The organism is Streptomyces chrestomyceticus JCM 4735, from assembly GCF_003865135.1.
Taxonomy (GTDB): domain Bacteria; phylum Actinomycetota; class Actinomycetes; order Streptomycetales; family Streptomycetaceae; genus Streptomyces; species Streptomyces chrestomyceticus.
This window is the reverse complement of sequence record NZ_BHZC01000001.1, coordinates 7,639,140-7,657,189: the sequence shown is the minus strand read 5'-3', so window position 1 is coordinate 7,657,189 and position 18,050 is coordinate 7,639,140. Positions and strand designations below refer to the sequence as shown.

Here is an 18,050-nt window from a genome sequence, read left to right as displayed (position 1 = left end):
GACCCTCTGTCTGAGCAAGCCGCATCGTCCGCTGACGATTCTTGCGACCCCATGTGCTCAAACGGATACTTTGCGCTCTGATCTCACCCGATCGGATGAAGGTCGGCACAGGGCGCCGCTCGGCACGACGCACCGGGGCCCGGCGACGAACCTGAGGTTCGTCGCCGGGCCCCGGCGGGAATCCGCGTGGATCAGGCGCCGCGCAGCACCGCGCCCGTCCGCTCGACCGCGGCCGCGACCGCCGCGTCACGGGCGGCGGACGCCTCGTCGGCGGTCAGCGTGCGGTCGGGTGCCCGGAAGCGCAGCGCGTAGGCCAGGGACTTCTTGCCCTCGCCCACCTGCTCGCCGGTGAACACGTCGAACAGCCGCAGCGATTCGAGCAGCTCGCCCGCGCCGGAGCGGAGCGCCGTCTCGACCTCCGCCGCCGGGACCGACGCGTCCACGATCAGCGCGACGTCCTGGGTGGCGACCGGGAAGGTGGAGATCCGCGGGGCCTGGACGGCGCCCAGACCGGCCCGCTCCAGGCGGTCCAGGTCGATCTCCATCGCGCCGGTGCGCTCCGGCAGGCCGAGCGCCTTGGTGACGCGCGGGTGCAGCTCACCGGCGTTGCCGACGAGCACCTCCTCGCCGTCGATCAGCGCGAGCAGCGCCGCGCAGCGGCCCGGGTGGAAGGGAGCGTGCTGGTCCTGGCGCACGATCAGCTCGACGCCCGCCTCGCGCGCCACGATGCGGCCCGCCTCGACGGCGTCGGCCCAGGTCGCCGGACGGCCCTGGCCCCACCAGCCGTCCTGCTCGCGGGCGCCGGCGAACGCCACCGCGACGCGGCGCGGCTGCTCGGGCAGCGCGGCGTCCAGCGCGGCGATCTCCTCGTCGGTCGGACGGCGGTCGACGGGCAGCCGTACGGACGGCTTCTCCTGGCCGGTCGGCCGGAAGACCAGGCCGGTCTCGAAGAGCGCGAGGTCGTGCGAGCCACGGCCGTCGTTGCGGCGCAGCGCGCCGAGCAGGCCCGGGAGCAGCGTCGTACGGAGCAGCGGCTCCTCGTCCGAGAGCGGGTTGACCAGCCGCACGGCCCGGCGGCGCGGGTCGTCGTCCTCGATGCCGAGCTGGTCGAGCACCGTCTCGCCGATGAACGGGTAGTTCAGCGCCTCGACGTAACCGGCGCCGGCCAGCGCGCGGCCGACCCGGCGGTGCAGCCGCTGACGCTCCGTCAGGCCACGCCCGGCGGGCGGCTTCGGCAGCGTGGAGGGCAGGTTCTCGTAGCCCTCCAGGCGGATGACCTCTTCGGCGAGGTCGTTCGGGTCGGTCAGGTCGGGCCGCCAGGACGGCACCGTCACGACCAGCTCGTCCTGCCCGTACACGTCACAGCCCACCTGCTGGAGGCGGCGTACGACGGTCTCGCGGCCGTACGTGACGCCCGCGACGCGGTCCGGGTGGTCCGCGCTCACGGTGATCGTGCGCGGCCCGCTGGGCGAGACGACCTCGGTGACACCGGCCTCGGCGGTGCCGCCCGCGAGCAGCACCAGCAGGTCGACGGTGCGCTGCGCCGCGGCGGACGCGGCCTCCGGGTCGACGCCGCGCTCGAAGCGCTTGGACGCCTCGGAGGTCAGCCGGTGGCGGCGGGCCGTACGGGCGATGGAGACGGCGTCGAAGTGCGCGGCCTCGACCACGACCTCGGTGGTGCCGTTGACCACGCCGGTCTCCGGGTCGGCCACCGCGTCCGCGATCTCGGTGTTGGCGCCGCCCATCACGCCCGCGAGGCCGATGGGGCCGCGGTTGTCGGTGATGACCAGGTCACCGGCGTCCAGGACGCGCTGGGTGCCGTCCAGGGTCGTCAGCTTCTCGCCGGGCTCCGCGCGGCGCACGCCGATGGTGCCGTCCACACGGGAGCGGTCATAAGCGTGCAGCGGCTGGCCGAGCTCCAGCATCACGTAGTTGGTGACGTCCACGGCGAGCGAGATCGGGCGCATCCCGGCCTTCTGCAGGCGGCGCCGCAGCCAGATCGGGGAGCGCGCCTCCGGGTCCAGCCCGACGACCGTACGGGCCGTGAAGCGGTCACAGCCCATCGGGTCGGCGACCTTGACCGGGTAGCCGTAGGAGTTGGGCGGCGGCACGTCCAGCAGCGCGGGGTCGCGCAGCGGCAGGCCGTAGGCGATGGCGGTCTCACGGGCGATGCCGCGCATGGACAGACAGTCGCCGCGGTTGGCGGTGACGGCGATGTCCAGCACCTCGTCGACGAGCTGGAGCAGCTCGATGGCGTCAGTGCCGGGTTCGTACTCCGGCGGCAGCACGATGATGCCCCCGGACCCGTCGTCGCCCATGCCCAGCTCGTCGCCCGAGCAGATCATGCCGTGCGAGACCTTGCCGTACGTCTTCCGCGCGGCGATCTTGAAGTCACCGGGCAGGGTGGCGCCGGGCAGCACCACGACGACCTTGTCGCCGACGGCGAAGTTACGGGCGCCGCAGACGATCTCCTGCGGCTCACCGGTGCCGTTGGCCTGGCCGACGTCGACCGTGCAGAAGCGGATCGGCTTCTTGAAGCCCTCCAGCTCCTCGATGGTCAGCACCTTGCCGACGACCAGGGGGCCCTCCAGACCGGCGCCCAGTTGCTCGACGGTCTCGACCTCCAGACCGGTGGCGACGAGTTTGGCCTGTACGTCCCGGCCGGACTCGCCGTCCGGCAGGTCGACGTACTCCCGCAGCCAAGAAAGCGGGACCCGCATCAGATCTCCATCCCGAAAGGCCGGGTGAACCGGACGTCACCCTCGACCATGTCTCGCATGTCCTCGACGTTGTGGCGGAACATCAGCATCCGTTCGATGCCGAACCCGAAGGCGAATCCGCTGTACTTCTCCGGGTCGACGCCGCAGGCGACCAGCACCCGCGGGTTGACCATGCCGCAGCCGCCCAGCTCGATCCAGCCCTCGCTGGAGCAGGTGCGGCACGGGTGCTCCGGGTCGCCGACGGAGGCGCCGCGGCAGACGTAGCAGACCATGTCCATCTCGGCGGACGGCTCGGTGAACGGGAAGTAGTTCGGCCGCAGCCGGGTCTGCATGCCCTCGCCGAAGAGCGCCCTGACCATGTGGTCCAGGGTGCCCTTGAGGTCCGCCATGGTCAGGCCCTCGTCGATGGCGAGCAGCTCGACCTGGGAGAACACCGGGGTGTGGGTGGCGTCCAGCTCGTCGGTGCGGTAGACGCGCCCGGGGCAGACCACGTACAGCGGCGGCTCGCGGTCGAGCATCGTCCGGATCTGCACGGGCGAGGTGTGGGTGCGCAGCACCACACCGGACTGCTCGGTCCCGGTCGCGGCGTTCTCGACGAAGAACGTGTCGTGCGTCGTGCGGGCCGGGTGGTCCGGCGAGAGGTTCAGGGCGTCGAAGTTCAGCCACTCCGACTCGACCTCGGGGCCCTCGGCGACCTCGTAGCCCATGGCCACGAAGATGTCCTCGATCCGCTCGGACAGGGTGGTGAGCGGGTGCCGGGCACCCGCCCGGGCGCGGTCGTACGGCAGTGTGACGTCCACCGCCTCCTCGACCAGCACCCGCGCGTCGCGCTCCGCCTCCAGCTCTTCCTGGCGCTTCTTGAGCGCCTGGCTCACCTGGCCGCGGGCCTGGCCGACGCGCTTGCCGGCCTCGGCCTTGGCCTGCGGCGGCAGCGCGCCGATCTCGCGGTTGGCCAGCGCCAGCGGCGAGGTGCCGCCGGTCTGCGCGACCTTCACCTCGTGGAGCGCCTGGAGGTCACCGGCGGCGGCGATGGCGGCGAGCGCCTCGTCCCGCATGCGGGCGATCTCTTCCGGTTTCAGGGCCTCGACCTCGACAGGGTCGTACGACTTATTGGGTGCGGACATCTCTTCCCGTGCTTCCGATGGGCTTGGCGCGCGGCTTGCCCCCGACGTGTGCAGTGCCAAAGGTGCCAAAGGTGCAGTCTACGGGGCAGGGCGGCCGCGCCTCATCCGAGCCCCGAGGGGGGTGGGCCCGCCGGGCGCCGCTCAGACCATGAAGGCCGGGGTCCCGACGGGCAGGATAAATCGGAACAGGGCGCCGCCGGCGGGCGCGCGGCCGACCGTGACGGTGCCGCCGTGGGCCTCGACGATGCCCTTGACGATGTAGAGGCCCAGGCCGGTGCCGCCGCGTTTGCTGCCCCGCCAGAAGCGGGTGAAGACGCGGCTCATCGACTCCTCGGGGATGCCGGGGCCCTCGTCGCTCACGGTGACGCTCGTCCCTTCCGCTCCGGAGCCGCTCGATGCGGGCTCCACCTCGATGGTGACGGTTCCCTCGCCGTGCCGTACCGCGTTTTCCAGCAGATTGCCCAGCACCTGGTCGACCTTGTCCGGATCCGCCCACAGATCGGGCAGCGGCCCGGTCGTCCGGATCAGGAAACGGTCGGGCAACTGCCCCGCCGTCGCCTGGGCCTGGACGTGCCGGCGTACGGCGGCGACCATGTCCACCCGCTGGCGGCGCACCTCCAGCCGGCCCGAGTCGATGCGGGAGATGTCCAGCAGCTCGGCGATGAGCCGGGTGACGCGGTTGGCGTCCGCGTCCACGGTCTCCAGCATCAGCCGCTTCTGGTCGTCGGTGAACCGCTCCCACTTCTGCAGCAGGGTGGCGGTGAAGCCCTTCACCGAGGTCAGCGGCGAGCGCAGCTCGTGGGCGACGGTGGCGATCAGCTCGGCGTGGGACAGCTCGGTGCGGCGCCGCGCCTCGGTGCCGCGCAGCGCGACGACCAGCCGCCGGACGGGCCCGGTGGGGTGGCTGCGGACGTACCGCGCGGACACCAGCACCTCACGCCCGCCGAGCAGCAGGTTGCGCTCCGGCTGGCCCTTGCGGATCGCCAGTCCCCCGTACGGGTCGGTGAGCTGCCACCAGCGGCGGCCCTCGATGTCCTGGAGCGGCAGCGCCTTCTCCAGCGGGCGGCCCAGCGCGTCGTGCGGGTCGATGGCGGTGATCCGGGCCGCGGCGGCGTTGAAGCAGACGACCCGGCCGGTCTCGTCGGCGACGACCAGGCCGTCGGGCAGGTCGTCCGGGTGGAGCCCGGCACCGGCGGGATCAGCCCCGAGCGGCACGGAGCCGCCGTCCGGACAGGGACCGGCGGCGACTGTCGTACCGGATGCCTTCGTACTCATCCCCGCTGCCCCCTTCCCGTCCCCCCGGGCACGCAACCCTACTAGTCGCGCGAGGCGGAGCGGCACCCTCCGGTGGTGCGCTGGGCGCGGGCCGAGGCGTACAGGCAGACGGCGGCGGCCGTGGCCAGGTTGAGGCTCTCGGCCTTGCCGTGGATGGGCACCCGCACCACGGCGTCCGCCAGTGCGCGGGTCTCCGCCGGCAGCCCCCACGCCTCGTTGCCGAACACCCAGGCGGTGGGGCCGCTCATGGTGCCCGCGTCCAGCTCGGCGTCCAGGTCGTCGGCGCCCGCGCCGTCGGCCGCCACGATGCGTACGCCGGCCTCCCGCAGCCCGCCGACCACCTGTTCGACCGGTACGCCCACCGCGACCGGGAGGTGGAAGAGCGAGCCGACCGAGGCGCGGACCGACTTCGGGTTGTAGAGATCCACGGAGGCGTCGGTCAGCACGACAGCGTCGGCGCCCGCGGCGTCCGCGCAGCGCAGCACCGTACCGGCGTTGCCGGGGTCGCGTACGTTGGCGAGCACCGCGACCAGCTTGGGCCGGGCGGCCAGGATCTCCTCGAAGGGCGAGTCCAGGAACCGGCAGACGCCGATCAGGCCCTGCGGGGTGACGGTCTGGGACAGCTCGGCGATGGTCGCGTCGTCGGCGAAACGGACCGGCACCCCGGCCGCCCGCACCGCGTCGACGATCTCCGCGTGCCGCTCGGCGGCCTCCGGGGTGGCGAACAGCTCGACGAGCGTGCGCTCGCCGCCGGAGCGGTGCTCGACGGCTTCCCGTACGGCCTGCGGGCCCTCGGCGATGAACCGGCGCTCCTTGCCGCGGAAGTTGCGGCGGGCCAGCCGCCGGGCGGCGGCGACGCGGGCGGAACGCGGGGAGATCAACTCGGGGGTGCCCATGGGCGGCGGCTCACTTCTTCGGGTGGGTGGGGCGTGCGGAAAGCGGCGGACCCGCAGGCCAAGGGCCTGCGGGTCCGTGACAAACGTGCCTCAGGCCGTGGTTCAGGCGGCCTTCGGGGCGTTGACGTCGCTCGGCAGCGCCTTCTGGGCCACCTCGACCAGCGCGGCGAACGCGTTGGAGTCGTTGACCGCGAGCTCGGCCAGGATCTTGCGGTCCACCTCGATGTTGGCGGCCTTCAGACCCTGCACGAAGCGGTTGTAGGTCATGCCGTTGGCGCGGGCAGCGGCGTTGATGCGCTGGATCCAGAGCTGACGGAAGTCGCCCTTGCGCTTCTTGCGGTCGTTGTAGTTGTAGACGAGGGAGTGGGTGACCTGCTCCTTCGCCTTGCGGTAGAGGCGGGAACGCTGGCCGCGGTAGCCGCTGGCCTGCTCGAGGATCGCCCGGCGCTTCTTGTGGGCGTTGACTGCCCGCTTGACGCGTGCCACTTGTTAACTCCTTGTAGCGGGGCCGTGGTTGTCGTCACACGGCCCGAATCGAATGGGTCCCGGTCCGGGTCCTGCGCCGCGCCCTGGGGCGGGCGGTCAGGACTTACTTGCCGAGAAGCTTCTTGATCTTCGCGGCGTCGCCCGGGGCCATCTCGGCGTTGCCGGTGAGGCGACGCGTCACGCGGGACGACTTGTGCTCGAGCAGGTGGCGCTTGCCGGCGCGCTCCCGCATCACCTTGCCGGAGCCGGTGACCTTGAAGCGCTTGCTGGCACCGCTGTGCGTCTTGTTCTTCGGCATGCGCCGTTCTCTCCTCTTGGATGGCGCCCCCACCGGCCCGGGGACCGGCGCCCGGGGGCGTCAGATGTATCGGTTGCTGTCCGTCCGGGGCGACCCCGGCGCGGTCCGGGGCTCGCGCCCTGGATCACGCCTCGGCGGGCTCCTCGACGTCCTGCTCCGGGGCAGGACCCTGGCGCTCCGCCTTGCGGGCGGCCTGCGCCTCGCGGGCCTCGGCCATCGCCTCGGTCTTCTTCTTGTGCGGACCGAGGACCATGATCATGTTGCGGCCGTCCTGCTTGGGGTTCGACTCGATGAACCCCAGATCCTGGACGTCCTCCGCCAGGCGCTGCAGCAGTCGGAAGCCCAGCTCGGGACGGGACTGCTCGCGACCACGGAACATGATCGTGATCTTGACCTTGTCACCCTGCTTGAGGAACCGGACGACGTGACCCTTTTTGGTGTCGTAGTCGTGCGGGTCGATCTTCGGCCGGAGCTTCATCTCCTTGATGACCGTGTGCGCCTGGTTCTTGCGCGCCTCACGGGCCTTCATGGCCGACTCGTACTTGAACTTTCCGTAGTCCATGAGCTTGCAGACCGGCGGACGGGCGTTCGCCGCCACCTCGACCAGGTCGAGGTCGTACTCCTGCGCAAGCTCCAGGGCCTTGGCAAGCGGCACGATGCCGACCTGCTCGCCACTGGGACCGACGAGTCGCACCTCGGGGACGCGAATCCGGTCGTTGATGCGGGGCTCGGCGCTGATGGATCCTCCTCGGTAGCACCACGCGACGGCCTGGCGGACTGCCGCGTAACGTCTGTTTCGGTGTGACCAACCGCGCCGGAATGCGAAAAACGCCCCGGACGGGACACAGGCGGGGCTCCTCAAAGGATCAGGAGCACCGCCGCGATGTCATCGCGGGGCGCAGCCGGACCGTTGACCCGCCGACCGCGAGGTCGGTTCGGGTGGGAGATCGGAGCCTCCACTTGTGGGTCGGGCACATGAGTGCTCGACCGGTCGGATTCCCAGAATACACGAGCCGACGGCCGGGCCCCACTCGCGTACGGGGCGGGCCGCGAGGGGCGGGCCCGGCTCACGCGCGGGCGGGGCCTAAGGTTGGGCAGACCCCTGAGCAGGAAGTGAAGCGCGAGCCATGAGTGACCAGACCCCGCAGCAGCCCGGACCGGCGGATCCCGCGAACCCGGACTTCGACGCCATGACCCGCGACATCGCGGACGTACCGGCGGTCGAGGTGATCACCACGGTGGCCGTGCACCTGATGTCCTCGGCGGCGGTCAACCTCGGGCTCGCCGAGGAGGGCAGCGAGCACAAGGACCTGGACGAGGCCCGCAAGCTCATCCAGGCGCTGGCCGGGCTGGTCACCGCCAGCGCGACCGAGATCGGCTCGTACCACGCCGCTCCGCTGCGGGACGGGCTGAAGTCGCTGCAGCTCGCCTTCCGCGAGGCGTCGCTGGTGCCGGACGAGCCGGGGCAGGGGCCCGGGGAGAAGTTCACGGGGCCGGTGTACGGGTAGCCCGTAGGCAGGTGGAAGGGCCGCTCCCGGTTGGTGCCGGGGGCGGCCCTTTCGTTCCGGGTTCGTTCCAGGCCGACGCTCGCCTAGTCGGCGGACCGTTCGTCCGCGACCTGCTTCGGTTCGTTCGGCGGGTGGGTGATCTGGTGCACCACCGCGGCCAGCGCGCCGCCGATCATGGGCGCCACGATGAACAGCCACAGTTGCGACAGTGCGCCGCCGCCCGCGAACAGGGCCGGGCCGATGCTGCGGGCCGGGTTCACCGACGTCCCCGTGAGCGGGATGCCGACCAGGTGCACGACGGCCAGGGCCAGGCCGATCGGCAGGCCGTCGAAGCCGACCACCGCCACCCGGTGCGTCACCGCGAGCACCACGAACACCAGCAGGAACGTCAGCACGATCTCAGCCACGAAGGCGCCGCCGAGATTGATGTGCACGGCCGAGCGGTCACCCCACCCGTTGGAGCCGAACGCCTCGCTGGTCTTCAGTCCCGGCACCTGCTTGGCGACCAGGAACAGCAGCGCGGCGCCGACGATGCCGCCCAGCAACTGGGCGATCCAGTACTCGACCGCCGCACGCGGGGTGATACGCCGCGCCAGCAGCATGCCGAGCGTCACCGCCGGGTTGACGTGGCTGCCGGAGATCGGGCCGAGCGCGTACGCCAGGGCCAACAGGGTGAAGCCGAATGCCAGGGCGATGCCGAAGGTTCCGATGTACTCGCCGGCCAGCACCGCGGAGCCGACGGCGAAGAACACCAGGAGCAGCGTCCCGAGGAACTCGGATACGACCGTGCGGGTCTCCGTTGTCGTCTCCATGGGGCCTCCTCGCGCGGATCTTGCTCTCTCCTACGCATTGTGAGCCCGGTCACGGGGTTCCGCCTGTTGGCGGTGGCGTCAGCGGTCGGGGCCGTCAGCGGGTGAAGAAGGCTCCGGCGGTGTCGGCGCCCGGCGGCAGCAGGGCCAGGTCGAGACCGCGTACGAGCCGGGAACGCAACGTCTCGTCGGCGGCCAGCGCCTCGGCCAGCCGCTTCGCGACGGCGGCGGGCGCGGCCTCCGGGGCGAGCCCGAGGGCCAGGGTCGCGTCGGCCTCCGCCGACGGGTCCAGACGGGCGGCCAGGACGTCCGGCTCGGCGGCCAGCAGGGCGCGCAGCGCGTCCGTGACGGCCGGGTCCTCGCGCGGGTCGCTGCTCTCCCGGCCCTCCGCGAGGGCGCGCAGCGCGGCGCCGGTGAGCTGGTACGTCGCCGGGCCCGCCAGGTCGATGACGACGGTGTCCGCCTTCTCGTGGGCGGCGGCCAGCAGGGCCTGGCGCATCGGTACGGCCACCGGGCGGGCGTCCGGGCGCCAGCGGTGCAGCGTCTCCATGGACGTGAAGGCGGGCAGCGCGCGGCGGCCGTCCGGGGCCTGAAGCGTCGGCACGGCCATGTCGCTGGTCTTCTCCCGCTTCAGACCGTCCGGGCCGGTCTCCACCTCGCCGAGGACGGCGACGACCGGGACGAGGAGGCGGGCCCGGCTCAGCAGGGGCAGGAGCCGGGCCTCAGTGGCGGCGGCCTCGCCCGGGGCGTGGGCCGCGTAGGCCGCCAGGGCGGCCGCGAGTTCCGGGTCGGCGGTGCCGTCGTCGTCGGAGAAGTCCGAGGTGGGGATGTTTTTGAGCACGTGCTTGAGCCTAGCGGTGGGCCCTTTGGGCCCGGGGTTCGGGCCGGTCGGTCCCGGGGCGTTTTTGGCTGCGCCGCCGTTGCGCCCTTTGGGCGCGGGTTTCCGGATCGTCGGTGCGGTCCGCCTTCGGGTGCGCCGCCGTTGCGCCTGCGGCGGGCCTGGTCGGCTCGCGTCGGGTCCGCTTTCGGGTGCGGGTCCATTGCGCCTGCGGCGGGCTGTGGCCGCTGCGGAGCGCCCTTTGGGCGCGGGTTTCCGGATCGTCGGTGCCGGTCCGCCTTCGGGCGCTGATCGGTTGCGCCTGCGGCGGGCGGTGGCCGCTGCGCGGGGCTGTCAGGTTCGGGGCGGGCCTGCGCGGCAGGCCGCTCCGGCCCGCCCCCTTCCGTGGGAAGGGTGGGAGGAGGGGGTCGTGGGGAGGGGGGTGGGTGGCTGGGTGCGGCGCCGTATGGGCTGGGACCGGTTCGGTGGGTGGCTGGGTGCGGCGCCGGTTTGGCTGGGGTCGGTTCGGTGCGTGGCTGGGTGCGGCGGGGCCGGGCTTGGGTTTTGGTCAGGCGCGCTTTCGCCAGAACGTTGCGGAGACGGCGATCAGGGCTATGCCCCCGATCGTCGCCGTCCACGGGAGCCACCCGGTGCGGTCGGTTGCCGGAGTCGTGGTGGGGCCGGTGCCGAAGTACTGCTTGGTGTAGGTGGCCGGTTCGGGTTTTTGGGGTGTGGGCCGGAGGGTTTCGGCCTCTTCCATCGCGGCGGCCGGGTCCACCATGCCGGCGCCCAGCTCGTCGTTGCGGCCGTCTTCGGGGGCGTCCTGGGCGGTGTCGGTGAGGAGTTTCTTGATCTGGGCGGGGCTGAGGTCCGGGTGGGCGGAGCGGACGAGGGCCACCGCGCCGGAGACGAAGGCGGACGCGGCGCTGGTGCCCCAGCCCTCGTAGTACTTGCGGTCCGGGTTGGCGATGACGACGCCGACGCCGGGCGCGCAGACGGTGGCGTACCAGCGGCGGGTGGAGAAGTTGGCGCGGGAGCCCCACTGGTCGACGGCGGTCACGGCGATCACGCCGGGGTAGGCGGCGGGGTAGGAGACGTGGTCGCCGTCCTTGCCGCCGTTGCCGGCCGAGGCGATGACCGGGACGCCCTTGCTCAGGGCGTACTGGATGGCGGCGTCCTCGCGGGGTTCGGGGTGCGCGGAGCGGCTGTCGTCGCCGAGGGACAGGTTGATGACGTCGGCGCCGTGGTCGGTGGCCCAGCGGATGCCGTCGGCCAGGGCCCCGGCGCGTTCGGTGCGGGCGCGCTGCCGTTGCGGGTCGCTGTCCTCCAGGATGACGCGGACCGGGAGGATCTTGGCTTCGGGTGCGACGCCGACGACGCCGTCGGCCCGGTCGGCGCCGTGGCCGTGACCGGCGATGATGCCGGACATGGCGGTGCCGTGTTCGGCCCAGGAGCTGTCGCCGGGACTCGCGCCGAAGCCGACCAGGTCGTTGGCGGGCAGGACCTGGCCCTGGAGGTCGGGGTGGTCCGCGTCGACGCCGGTGTCCAGGACGGCGACGGTGACGCCTTCGCCCTTGGTGGTCTCCCATGCCTTCTCCGCGTGCAGGGCGTTCAGCGCCCACTCCTGGGCGCGTATGCCGTCGGCGTGGGCGGGCAGGGCGGGCAGCACGGTCAGCGCGGCGGCGGACAGGGTGACGCCGACGCGCAGCAGGGTCTTCCTGGTCATTGCGGCTCCGTGGTTCCCTGGGCGGCCTGTTCGCGGAAGGTCTGCTCGATCCGTTCGGTGACGGCCTTGGCGTCGTGGCCCAGTCCGGCTTCGGCGGGGGCGGTGGTGGCGCCGGTGCGGGTGGCTTCGGCGGCGGGCTGCGGGTCGTCGACGGTACGGCCGTCGGCGAAGCCGGAGACGGCGTAGACGACGACGGGCAGGTCGTCGAGGACGCGGATGCTCCAGCTCGCGCGCTGGTCGGGCCCGAAGTCTGCGGCGGGGGTGCCCTTGGCGGCGTACGGGCGGGGCATCAGGTCCGTACGGGTGTCGAGGTGCTCCGTGGCGAAGCGGCGGCGCAGGTCCCGCATCGCGGTGCGGTCGGCCTTGGTGGCGACGGCGCCGACGGTGACGAGGTTGGTGCGGGTGACGTCGACGTAGGTGGCGCGTACCAGGCGGTGACAGCCGACCGGGGCGAGTGCCTTGGCCAGCAGCGGGTCGAAGGCGCCCGCGCAGCCGCTGTCGGGGGCGACGGCGGCCCGGATCCAGGTGCGGTCGGCGCCGCCGGGGCCGGTGCCCACGCCGTTCAGGGTGCGGGGGAAGAGCGTGTCGACGGGGGTGCTGTGCCAGACCTCGCGGCCTTGGGCGAAGACCGCTTCGGCGGCGGGGCTGCCGCCTGAGCCGTCGGCGAGCCAGGTGCCGGTGGCGGCTCCCGCGACGAGGCCGAGGCCCAGGACGAGTCCGGCGGCGGCGAGCGCGGTGCGTCGGGAGGGCTTGGCGCGGAAGGCCGGAGCGGGGGCAGGGGCGGGCCGGAGAGCGGGGTGCCGGTGGGGGGCGGTTCGGTCACAACCGGGGGCTGGGTGGGGCGGGGCGGGGTGTTCGGGTGCGCTTCGGCGGCGCCGGAGCCGTTCCAGAGGGCTTCGCTGTTGGCGAGGTGGAAGGCGGCGGTGTCGCGAGGGGTGGCGGAACGGTCCGCCGGGGGCTGGGCGGGGACGGGCGCCGGTGCGGGGGTGGCGTCCGTACGGGGCGGGACGGGCGCGGGTGCGGCGTCCGTACGGGCCGGAGTCGGGGCGTGGGTGGGGAGCGGGGGGACGCCGGCGGGGGGCGGGGGTTCCGTGGCTGTCTGGGGCGCCGGCGGGGTCGCGGGGCGGGGCGGGGTCGCCGCCGGGGGCGCGGCGGGCGGCATGGGGCCGGGGCCGGGCTTGGCGGGGCGTTCCGGCGGGACCGGGCGCAGGACGGCGGTCTTCGGGTCCTCGGCGGGCGGTGCCGGCACCTGCGGCGGGGTGCGGGGAAGGCGAGACGCGTCGGCGAAGTCGGCTTCGGTGCTCACCCGCGCTCCCCCTCGCGCCTGTGTTCCACCGGCCCGACCGGCAATCGGGGCAGGGTGGTTCGTATCCGGACATCACACCGCTGACCTGCTGGTTGCGGCGTCCGCCACTCTACGGGCTGGCGCCGCCGGTGCTCCAACTCGTCCGCCGTGGCCGGGCGTCCGGCGCCCGGTCTGTCGTGTTCTCTCCCCCTACCCACCCGTAGCCCGTTCTGGCAGGCTGCGGGCCATGTCCCGGTACTCGTGCGACGCAGTTGGTGACAGGGCCCGCCTCGACCGGGCCACCGCCGGTCTCGACGCGCCGCTGGCCGTCGTGGACCTGGGGGCGTTCGACGCCAATGCCGCCGATCTGGTGCGGCGGGCCCAGGGCAAGCCGGTGCGGGTGGCGAGCAAGTCGGTGCGCTGCCGGGCCCTGCTGGAGCGGGCGCTGGCGCGCGACGGCTTCGCGGGGATCATGAGTTTCACGCTGGCCGAGTCGCTGTGGCTGGCCCGGTCGGGGTTCGAGGACGTCCTGCTGGCGTATCCGTCGGCGGACCGGGCGGGGTTCGCGGAGCTGACGGCCGACCCGAAACTGGCCGGCGCGGTGGCCGTACTGGTCGACGACATGGCGCAACTGGAGCTGATCGACGCGGCCCGGCCCGCGGGGGGCGGCGAGGAGGTGCGGGTGTGTCTGGAGTGGGACACCGCGTTCCGGCCGCTGGGCGGGCGGGTGCGGGTGGGCGCGCGGCGTTCGCCGTTGAGCCGCCCGGAGCAGGTGGCCGCGCTGGCCCGTGCGGTGACGCGCCGTCCGGGGTTCCGAGTGGTGGGCCTGATGGCGTACGAGGGGCATGTGGCGGGCGTGGGTGACGCGGTTGCCGGGCAGCCGCTGCGGTCGCGGGCCGTGCGGGCGATGCAGACGGCGGCGCGCCGGGACATCGCGCGGCGGCGCTGGGAGGTGGTGCGCGCGGTGCGGGCCGAGGCGCCGGACCTGGAGTTCGTCAACGGCGGCGGTACGGGCAGTGTGCAGTACACGGCGGCGGAGGCCGCGGTGACGGAGGTGGCGGCGGGTTCGGGGCTGTACGTGCCACGGCTGTTCGACAACTACCGGTCGTTCTCGGGCCGTCCGGCGGCGGTGTTCGCGCAGCCGGTGGTGCGGCGGCCGGGTGACGGGGTCGTGACCGTACTGGGCGGCGGGTATCCGGCGTCCGGAGTGGCGGGGCGGGACCGGTCGCCGGTGCCGTATCTGCCCGAGGGGCTGCGGTACGACCCGCAGGAGGAGGCCGGGGAGGTGCAGACGCCGCTGCTGGGACCGGCCACGGCCGGGCTGCGGCTCGGCGACAAGGTGTGGTTCCGGCACGCGAAGGCGGGTGAGCTGTGCGAGCGGTTCGCCGAACTGCACCTGGTCGAGGGCGACCGGGTGGTGGCGACGGTGCCGACGTACCGCGGGGAGGGCCGCACCTTCCTGTAGGTACGGCCCTCCCCGGGTGTCAGGTCAGGCGTGGACGCGGTCCTTCTGGTCGGGGACCACCGTGCCGTCGGGGCGGCGGACCGCGCCGAGGCCGCCGTCGGTGTTGGTGTAGCCCTTGGTGGCGCAGGGGTACGTGCCGGCCTTACGGGGCAGCGGCTCGATGAACATGGGGTTGACCACCCAGCGGCCGTCGGCGTCGTCGTAGCCGCGGCACATCAGTTCCGGCTGGTTGCGGTTGATGGCCAGGTGAATGCCGGTGGCGTCGTTGACGAAGGTGACGTCGGTGTTGGCGTCGCCGCCGCCGAGCGCGATGCGGTGCGCGGGGTCCTGGAACCGCCACGCCTCGGCGCCCTTGATCTTGAAGATCTCCTGGTTGATCAGGCAGCGCTTGCCGTCCATGTACGGCAGCACCTCGCCGTGGCCGTCCTTGACGTCGCCGCAGCCGCGGATGCCGGTGGTGAACCGGCCGTTCTTCATGAGGCTGCGGACGCCGATGGTGTGCGCGCGGTCGATGCCGACGCCGCCGGACCACGCCTCGGCGACGGTCTCCGAGGACGCGGAGACGATGTAGACCTCGAACCCGGCCGCCTTGAGGGTGCGGATCAGGTCCTTCTGCTGGCCGTAGTAGCGGACGTAGCCGGCGAGCTGGTGGGTGCCGACGGTCTGCTTCGCGCCGATGGGCGCGGCGAGGACCTCGGCGCGGGCCTGCCGGGTGTACGAGGTGAGCTGGGCCGGCGTCAGCCCGGCGAAAAGCTGCGGGACCCAGGCGTACTCGGGCTTGGTGCGGCGGTGGTTCCACTCGCCCGCGAAGGCGGCCGTGCCGTCCATGGTGCGGGCGGTGCCGCGGATCTCCATGATCTCGTCGGCGCAGGCCGCGTTCTTCGAGGTGCGCAGCGGGCGGCCGACGGGTACGGAGGTGCCGCACGCCTTGGTCAGGGCGCGGTCGGCCGCGGTGGTCATCCAGGGGCTGGTGGCCTTCCAGCTCTTGGGGCGCAGGATCTTGTCGTGCTTGAGGGACCAGGCGAGGGTGGCGTCGGTGATGTCGTTCTTGACGACGGTGTTGTCCCAGTCGAAGGCGGCGACGGGGCGGCCCTCGGGGCCCGGCTTCGGGTGCGAGCAGGTGCCGCGCTCGTCGATCATGCGCTGGATCTTGGCGCGGTTGGCGCCGTACCACTTGATCTTCTTGGAGAGCTGCGGACAGCTCGTACGCTCCGGGGCCTTCGCGGGGTGCGCGGGCGCGGCGACCGCGGGCCCGGTGGCCGCGAGGGTGGTGACGGTCGCGGCGGCGGCGAGTCCCAGGGCGAGGGCGTGTCTGGTGCGCATGGTTCTCCGGTGGTTGGGGCGGAATGTCGGCAGTGACGTTCCTTCGGGCAGAGCACACCGGGACCGGCGCGCCGGGGCGCCGGTCCCGGTGGTGATCTTCGGACTGTATCCGCGAAGAAGGCTGTGGCCTACACGGGTGTGACGTACGCCCCTGCGATTCCGCCGTCCACCAGGAACTCCGCGGCGTTCACGAAGGACGCGTCGTCGCTGGCGAGGAAGGCGACCGCGGCGGCGATCTCCTCGGGCTCGGCGAACCGGCCGACCGGGACGTGCACCAGGCGGCGCGCGGCGCGCTCCGGGTCCTTGGCGAACAGTTCCTTCAGCAGCGGCGTGTTCACCGGCCCCGGGCACAGCGCGTTCACCCGGATGCCCTCGCGGGCGAACTGCACGCCCAGCTCGCGGGACATCGACAGGACGCCGCCCTTGGAGGCGGTGTAGCTGATCTGGGAGGTGGCGGCGCCCATGACGGCCACGAAGGACGCCGTGTTGATGATGGAGCCCTTGCCCTGGCGCTGCATGTAGGGCAGTGCGTGCTTGCAGCACAGGTAGACGGAGGTGAGGTTGACCTCCTGGACGCGCTTCCAGGCGTCCAGCCCGGTGGTGAGGATCGAATCGTCGTCGGCGGGCGAGATGCCGGCGTTGTTGAAGGCCACGTCGACCGAGCCGTAGGTGTCGTACGCGGCCTTGAACAGCGCCTCGACCTGGTCGGAGTCGGTCACGTCCACCTGCACGAAGGTGCCGCCGACCTCCTCGGCGGCGGCCTTGCCGGCCTTCTCGTCGATGTCGGCGCACACGACGTTGGCGCCCTCGGAGGCCAGGCGGCGGGCGGTGGCCAGGCCGATGCCGCTGCCGGCGCCGGTGATGACGGCGGTGCGGCCGACGAGGCGGCGGCACACGGGGGTCGCGCTGCCTTCGGTGGCCGCGGCGGTCTGGTCGGTCACTTAGCTCTCCTCGGTGCTGATGAAGATGTTCTTGGTCTCGGTGAAGGCGGCGAGCGCGCCGGGGCCCAGCTCCCGGCCGAGGCCGGACTGCTTGTAGCCGCCGAACGGGGTCCAGTAGCGGACGCTGCTGTGCGAGTTGACGGAGAGGTTGCCGGCCGCGACCGCGCCGGACACGCGCAGGGCGCGGCCGACGTCGCGGGTCCAGATGGAACCGGACAGGCCGTAGTCGGTGGCGTTGGCGAGCCGTACGGCGTCGGCCTCGTCCTCGAACGGAATGGCGACGGCGACCGGGCCGAAGATCTCCTCGACGGCGGTCCGGTCGTCCGGCCTGCCCTCCAGGACGGTGGCCGGGTACCAGAAGCCCTTGCCCTTGGGGGCCTCGCCGCGGATGGCGGCGGGCGCGTCCTCGGCGACGTACGACCGTACGCGCTCGCGCTGGGCCGCGGAGATCAGCGGCCCCATCTGCGTGGCGGGGTCGGCCGGGTCGCCCGCGACGAACGCCTGCACGGCGGGCTCCAGCAGCTCCATGAAGCGGTCGTAGACCGAGCGCTGGACCAGGATGCGGCTGCGGGCGCAGCAGTCCTGGCCGGTGTTGTCGAGGAAGGAGCCGGGGGCGGCGGCCGCGGCCCGTTCGATGTCGGCGTCGGCGAAGACGATGTTGGGGCTCTTGCCGCCCAGTTCGAGGGTGAGGCGCTTGGTCTGCGCGGCGCACTTGGCGGCGATGCCGCGGCCGGTGGTGGTGGAGCCGGTGAAGACGACCTTGGCGACGCCGGGGTGTTCGACCAGGGCGTTGCCGGTGACGGCGCCCTCGCCCGGCAGGACCTGGAACAGCCCCTCGGGCAGGCCCGCCGCCAGTCCGTACTCGGCGAGGCGCAGGGCGGTGAGCGGGGTGGTCTCGGCGGGTTTGAGCAGGACGGCGTTGCCGGCCGCGAGCGCGGGGGCGGTGCCCCAGGCGGCGATCGGCATCGGGAAGTTCCAGGGCGCGATGACGGCGACGACGCCCAGCGGCTCCTGGACGGTGATGTTCAGCCCCCCGGCGACCGGGATCTGGGTGCCGGTCAGCCGCTCCACTCCCCCGGCGGCGTAGTGCAGCAGGTCGACGACGTTGCTCGCCTCCCACCGGGCGTTGCCCAGGGGGTGGCCGGCCTCGGTCAGCTCCAGGTGGGCCAGCGACTCGCTGTTCTCCTCGACCACCCCGGCGAACCGCCGCAGGACGCGGGCCCGGTCGCCGGGCGGCAGCGCGGCCCACTTCTCCTGCGCCGCGGCGGCCCGCCGGACCGCTTCGTCCACCTCGGCGGGGGTGGTGACGGGGACGACGGCTACCGGTTCCTCGGTCGCCGGGTTGATGATGCGCAGCTCTTGCAACACGTAGCGGTC

16 protein-coding genes are annotated in these 18,050 nt (G+C 73.0%); 2 read left to right on the top strand and 14 right to left on the bottom strand.

The window, feature by feature from the left end; all coding sequences use genetic code 11:
• Positions 1-191 precede the first annotated feature (191 nt).
• From pheT to infC, 7 genes are all read right to left on the bottom strand, one after another.
• The gene (gene pheT / locus EJG53_RS33525; protein WP_125048061.1) at positions 192-2,720 is read right to left on the bottom strand and encodes a phenylalanine--tRNA ligase subunit beta; all 2,529 of its coding nucleotides are present in this window, start codon (positions 2,718-2,720) and stop codon (positions 192-194) included.
• A complete protein-coding gene (gene pheS / locus EJG53_RS33520; RefSeq protein WP_125048060.1) occupies positions 2,720-3,844 on the bottom strand; it encodes a phenylalanine--tRNA ligase subunit alpha in 1,125 nt (374 codons plus the stop codon). The genes pheT and pheS overlap by 1 nt, the downstream gene beginning before the upstream one ends.
• 141 nt (positions 3,845-3,985) lie before the next feature.
• On the bottom strand, positions 3,986-5,119 hold the full coding sequence (locus EJG53_RS33515) for a sensor histidine kinase (protein WP_125048059.1): 1,134 nt from the start codon (positions 5,117-5,119) through the stop codon (positions 3,986-3,988).
• Between the two features lie 41 nt (positions 5,120-5,160).
• Positions 5,161-6,015 (bottom strand): TrmH family RNA methyltransferase, encoded by an 855-nt coding sequence (locus EJG53_RS33510; protein ID WP_125048058.1) that lies wholly within the window; start codon positions 6,013-6,015, stop codon positions 5,161-5,163.
• Positions 6,016-6,117: 102 nt separating this feature from the next.
• The gene (rplT, locus tag EJG53_RS33505; RefSeq protein ID WP_030017690.1) at positions 6,118-6,501 is read right to left on the bottom strand and encodes a 50S ribosomal protein L20; all 384 of its coding nucleotides are present in this window, start codon (positions 6,499-6,501) and stop codon (positions 6,118-6,120) included.
• Positions 6,502-6,604: 103 nt separating this feature from the next.
• Positions 6,605-6,799 carry a 50S ribosomal protein L35 gene (gene rpmI, locus EJG53_RS33500; RefSeq protein ID WP_030017691.1) on the bottom strand — a complete coding sequence of 65 codons (195 nt, stop codon included), beginning with the start codon at positions 6,797-6,799 and terminating at the stop codon, positions 6,605-6,607.
• Positions 6,800-6,923: 124 nt separating this feature from the next.
• On the bottom strand, positions 6,924-7,538 hold the full coding sequence (infC, locus tag EJG53_RS33495) for a translation initiation factor IF-3 (RefSeq protein ID WP_125049771.1): 615 nt from the start codon (positions 7,536-7,538) through the stop codon (positions 6,924-6,926).
• 388 nt (positions 7,539-7,926) lie between these two features.
• Between infC and EJG53_RS33490 the strand changes: the two genes are divergently transcribed.
• Entirely contained in the window at positions 7,927-8,307 is a 381-nt protein-coding gene (locus EJG53_RS33490) for a DUF1844 domain-containing protein (RefSeq protein ID WP_031011846.1), read from the top strand.
• 83 nt (positions 8,308-8,390) lie between these two features.
• On the opposite strand, the gene EJG53_RS33485 is transcribed toward EJG53_RS33490, so the two are convergent.
• The 4 genes from EJG53_RS33485 to EJG53_RS42935 form a co-directional block, all read right to left on the bottom strand.
• Positions 8,391-9,119 carry an MIP family channel protein gene (locus EJG53_RS33485; protein ID WP_125048057.1) on the bottom strand — a complete coding sequence of 243 codons (729 nt, stop codon included), beginning with the start codon at positions 9,117-9,119 and terminating at the stop codon, positions 8,391-8,393.
• A 94-nt stretch (positions 9,120-9,213) separates the two neighbouring features.
• Positions 9,214-9,957, bottom strand: a complete 744-nt coding sequence (locus EJG53_RS33480; protein ID WP_125048056.1) for an SseB family protein — start codon at positions 9,955-9,957, stop codon at positions 9,214-9,216.
• Positions 9,958-10,501: 544 nt separating this feature from the next.
• Positions 10,502-11,659 carry a type VII secretion-associated serine protease mycosin gene (gene mycP, locus EJG53_RS33475; RefSeq protein WP_125048055.1) on the bottom strand — a complete coding sequence of 386 codons (1,158 nt, stop codon included), beginning with the start codon at positions 11,657-11,659 and terminating at the stop codon, positions 10,502-10,504.
• The gene (locus EJG53_RS42935; RefSeq protein ID WP_244955448.1) at positions 11,656-12,216 is read right to left on the bottom strand and encodes a hypothetical protein; all 561 of its coding nucleotides are present in this window, start codon (positions 12,214-12,216) and stop codon (positions 11,656-11,658) included. Before EJG53_RS42935 ends, mycP begins: the two co-directional genes overlap by 4 nt.
• Positions 12,217-13,191: 975 nt before the next feature.
• On the opposite strand from EJG53_RS42935, the gene EJG53_RS33465 reads away from it, so the two are divergent.
• Positions 13,192-14,409 carry an amino acid deaminase/aldolase gene (locus tag EJG53_RS33465; RefSeq protein WP_125048054.1) on the top strand — a complete coding sequence of 406 codons (1,218 nt, stop codon included), beginning with the start codon at positions 13,192-13,194 and terminating at the stop codon, positions 14,407-14,409.
• Between the two features lie 24 nt (positions 14,410-14,433).
• Here EJG53_RS33465 and EJG53_RS33460 read toward each other — a convergent pair whose 3' ends face one another.
• The 3 genes from EJG53_RS33460 to EJG53_RS33450 all read right to left on the bottom strand — a co-directional run bounded on the left by EJG53_RS33460 (position 14,434) and on the right by EJG53_RS33450 (position 18,041).
• On the bottom strand, positions 14,434-15,732 hold the full coding sequence (locus EJG53_RS33460) for an HAD family hydrolase (RefSeq protein WP_125048053.1): 1,299 nt from the start codon (positions 15,730-15,732) through the stop codon (positions 14,434-14,436).
• A 128-nt stretch (positions 15,733-15,860) separates the two neighbouring features.
• A complete protein-coding gene (locus EJG53_RS33455) occupies positions 15,861-16,673 on the bottom strand; it encodes a 3-oxoacyl-ACP reductase (protein ID WP_031011077.1) in 813 nt (270 codons plus the stop codon).
• The gene (locus tag EJG53_RS33450) at positions 16,674-18,041 is read right to left on the bottom strand and encodes an aldehyde dehydrogenase family protein (protein WP_125048052.1); all 1,368 of its coding nucleotides are present in this window, start codon (positions 18,039-18,041) and stop codon (positions 16,674-16,676) included.
• Positions 18,042-18,050: the final 9 nt, after the last annotated feature.

What these genes read in the sequence shown, in the direction of transcription:
- EJG53_RS33515 (WP_125048059.1), bottom strand. Translation starts at nt 5,119, where the DNA reads ATGAGTACGAAGGCATCCGGTACGACAGTCGCCGCCGGTCCCTGTCCG.
- EJG53_RS33485 (WP_125048057.1), bottom strand. Translation starts at nt 9,119, where the DNA reads ATGGAGACGACAACGGAGACCCGCACGGTCGTATCCGAGTTCCTCGGG.
- mycP (WP_125048055.1), bottom strand. Translation starts at nt 11,659, where the DNA reads ATGACCAGGAAGACCCTGCTGCGCGTCGGCGTCACCCTGTCCGCCGCC.
- rpmI (WP_030017691.1), bottom strand. Translation starts at nt 6,799, where the DNA reads ATGCCGAAGAACAAGACGCACAGCGGTGCCAGCAAGCGCTTCAAGGTC.
- EJG53_RS33490 (WP_031011846.1), top strand. Translation starts at nt 7,927, where the DNA reads ATGAGTGACCAGACCCCGCAGCAGCCCGGACCGGCGGATCCCGCGAAC.
- pheS (WP_125048060.1), bottom strand. Translation starts at nt 3,844, where the DNA reads ATGTCCGCACCCAATAAGTCGTACGACCCTGTCGAGGTCGAGGCCCTG.
- EJG53_RS33510 (WP_125048058.1), bottom strand. Translation starts at nt 6,015, where the DNA reads ATGGGCACCCCCGAGTTGATCTCCCCGCGTTCCGCCCGCGTCGCCGCC.
- EJG53_RS33465 (WP_125048054.1), top strand. Translation starts at nt 13,192, where the DNA reads ATGTCCCGGTACTCGTGCGACGCAGTTGGTGACAGGGCCCGCCTCGAC.
- EJG53_RS33460 (WP_125048053.1), bottom strand. Translation starts at nt 15,732, where the DNA reads ATGCGCACCAGACACGCCCTCGCCCTGGGACTCGCCGCCGCCGCGACC.
- pheT (WP_125048061.1), bottom strand. Translation starts at nt 2,720, where the DNA reads ATGCGGGTCCCGCTTTCTTGGCTGCGGGAGTACGTCGACCTGCCGGAC.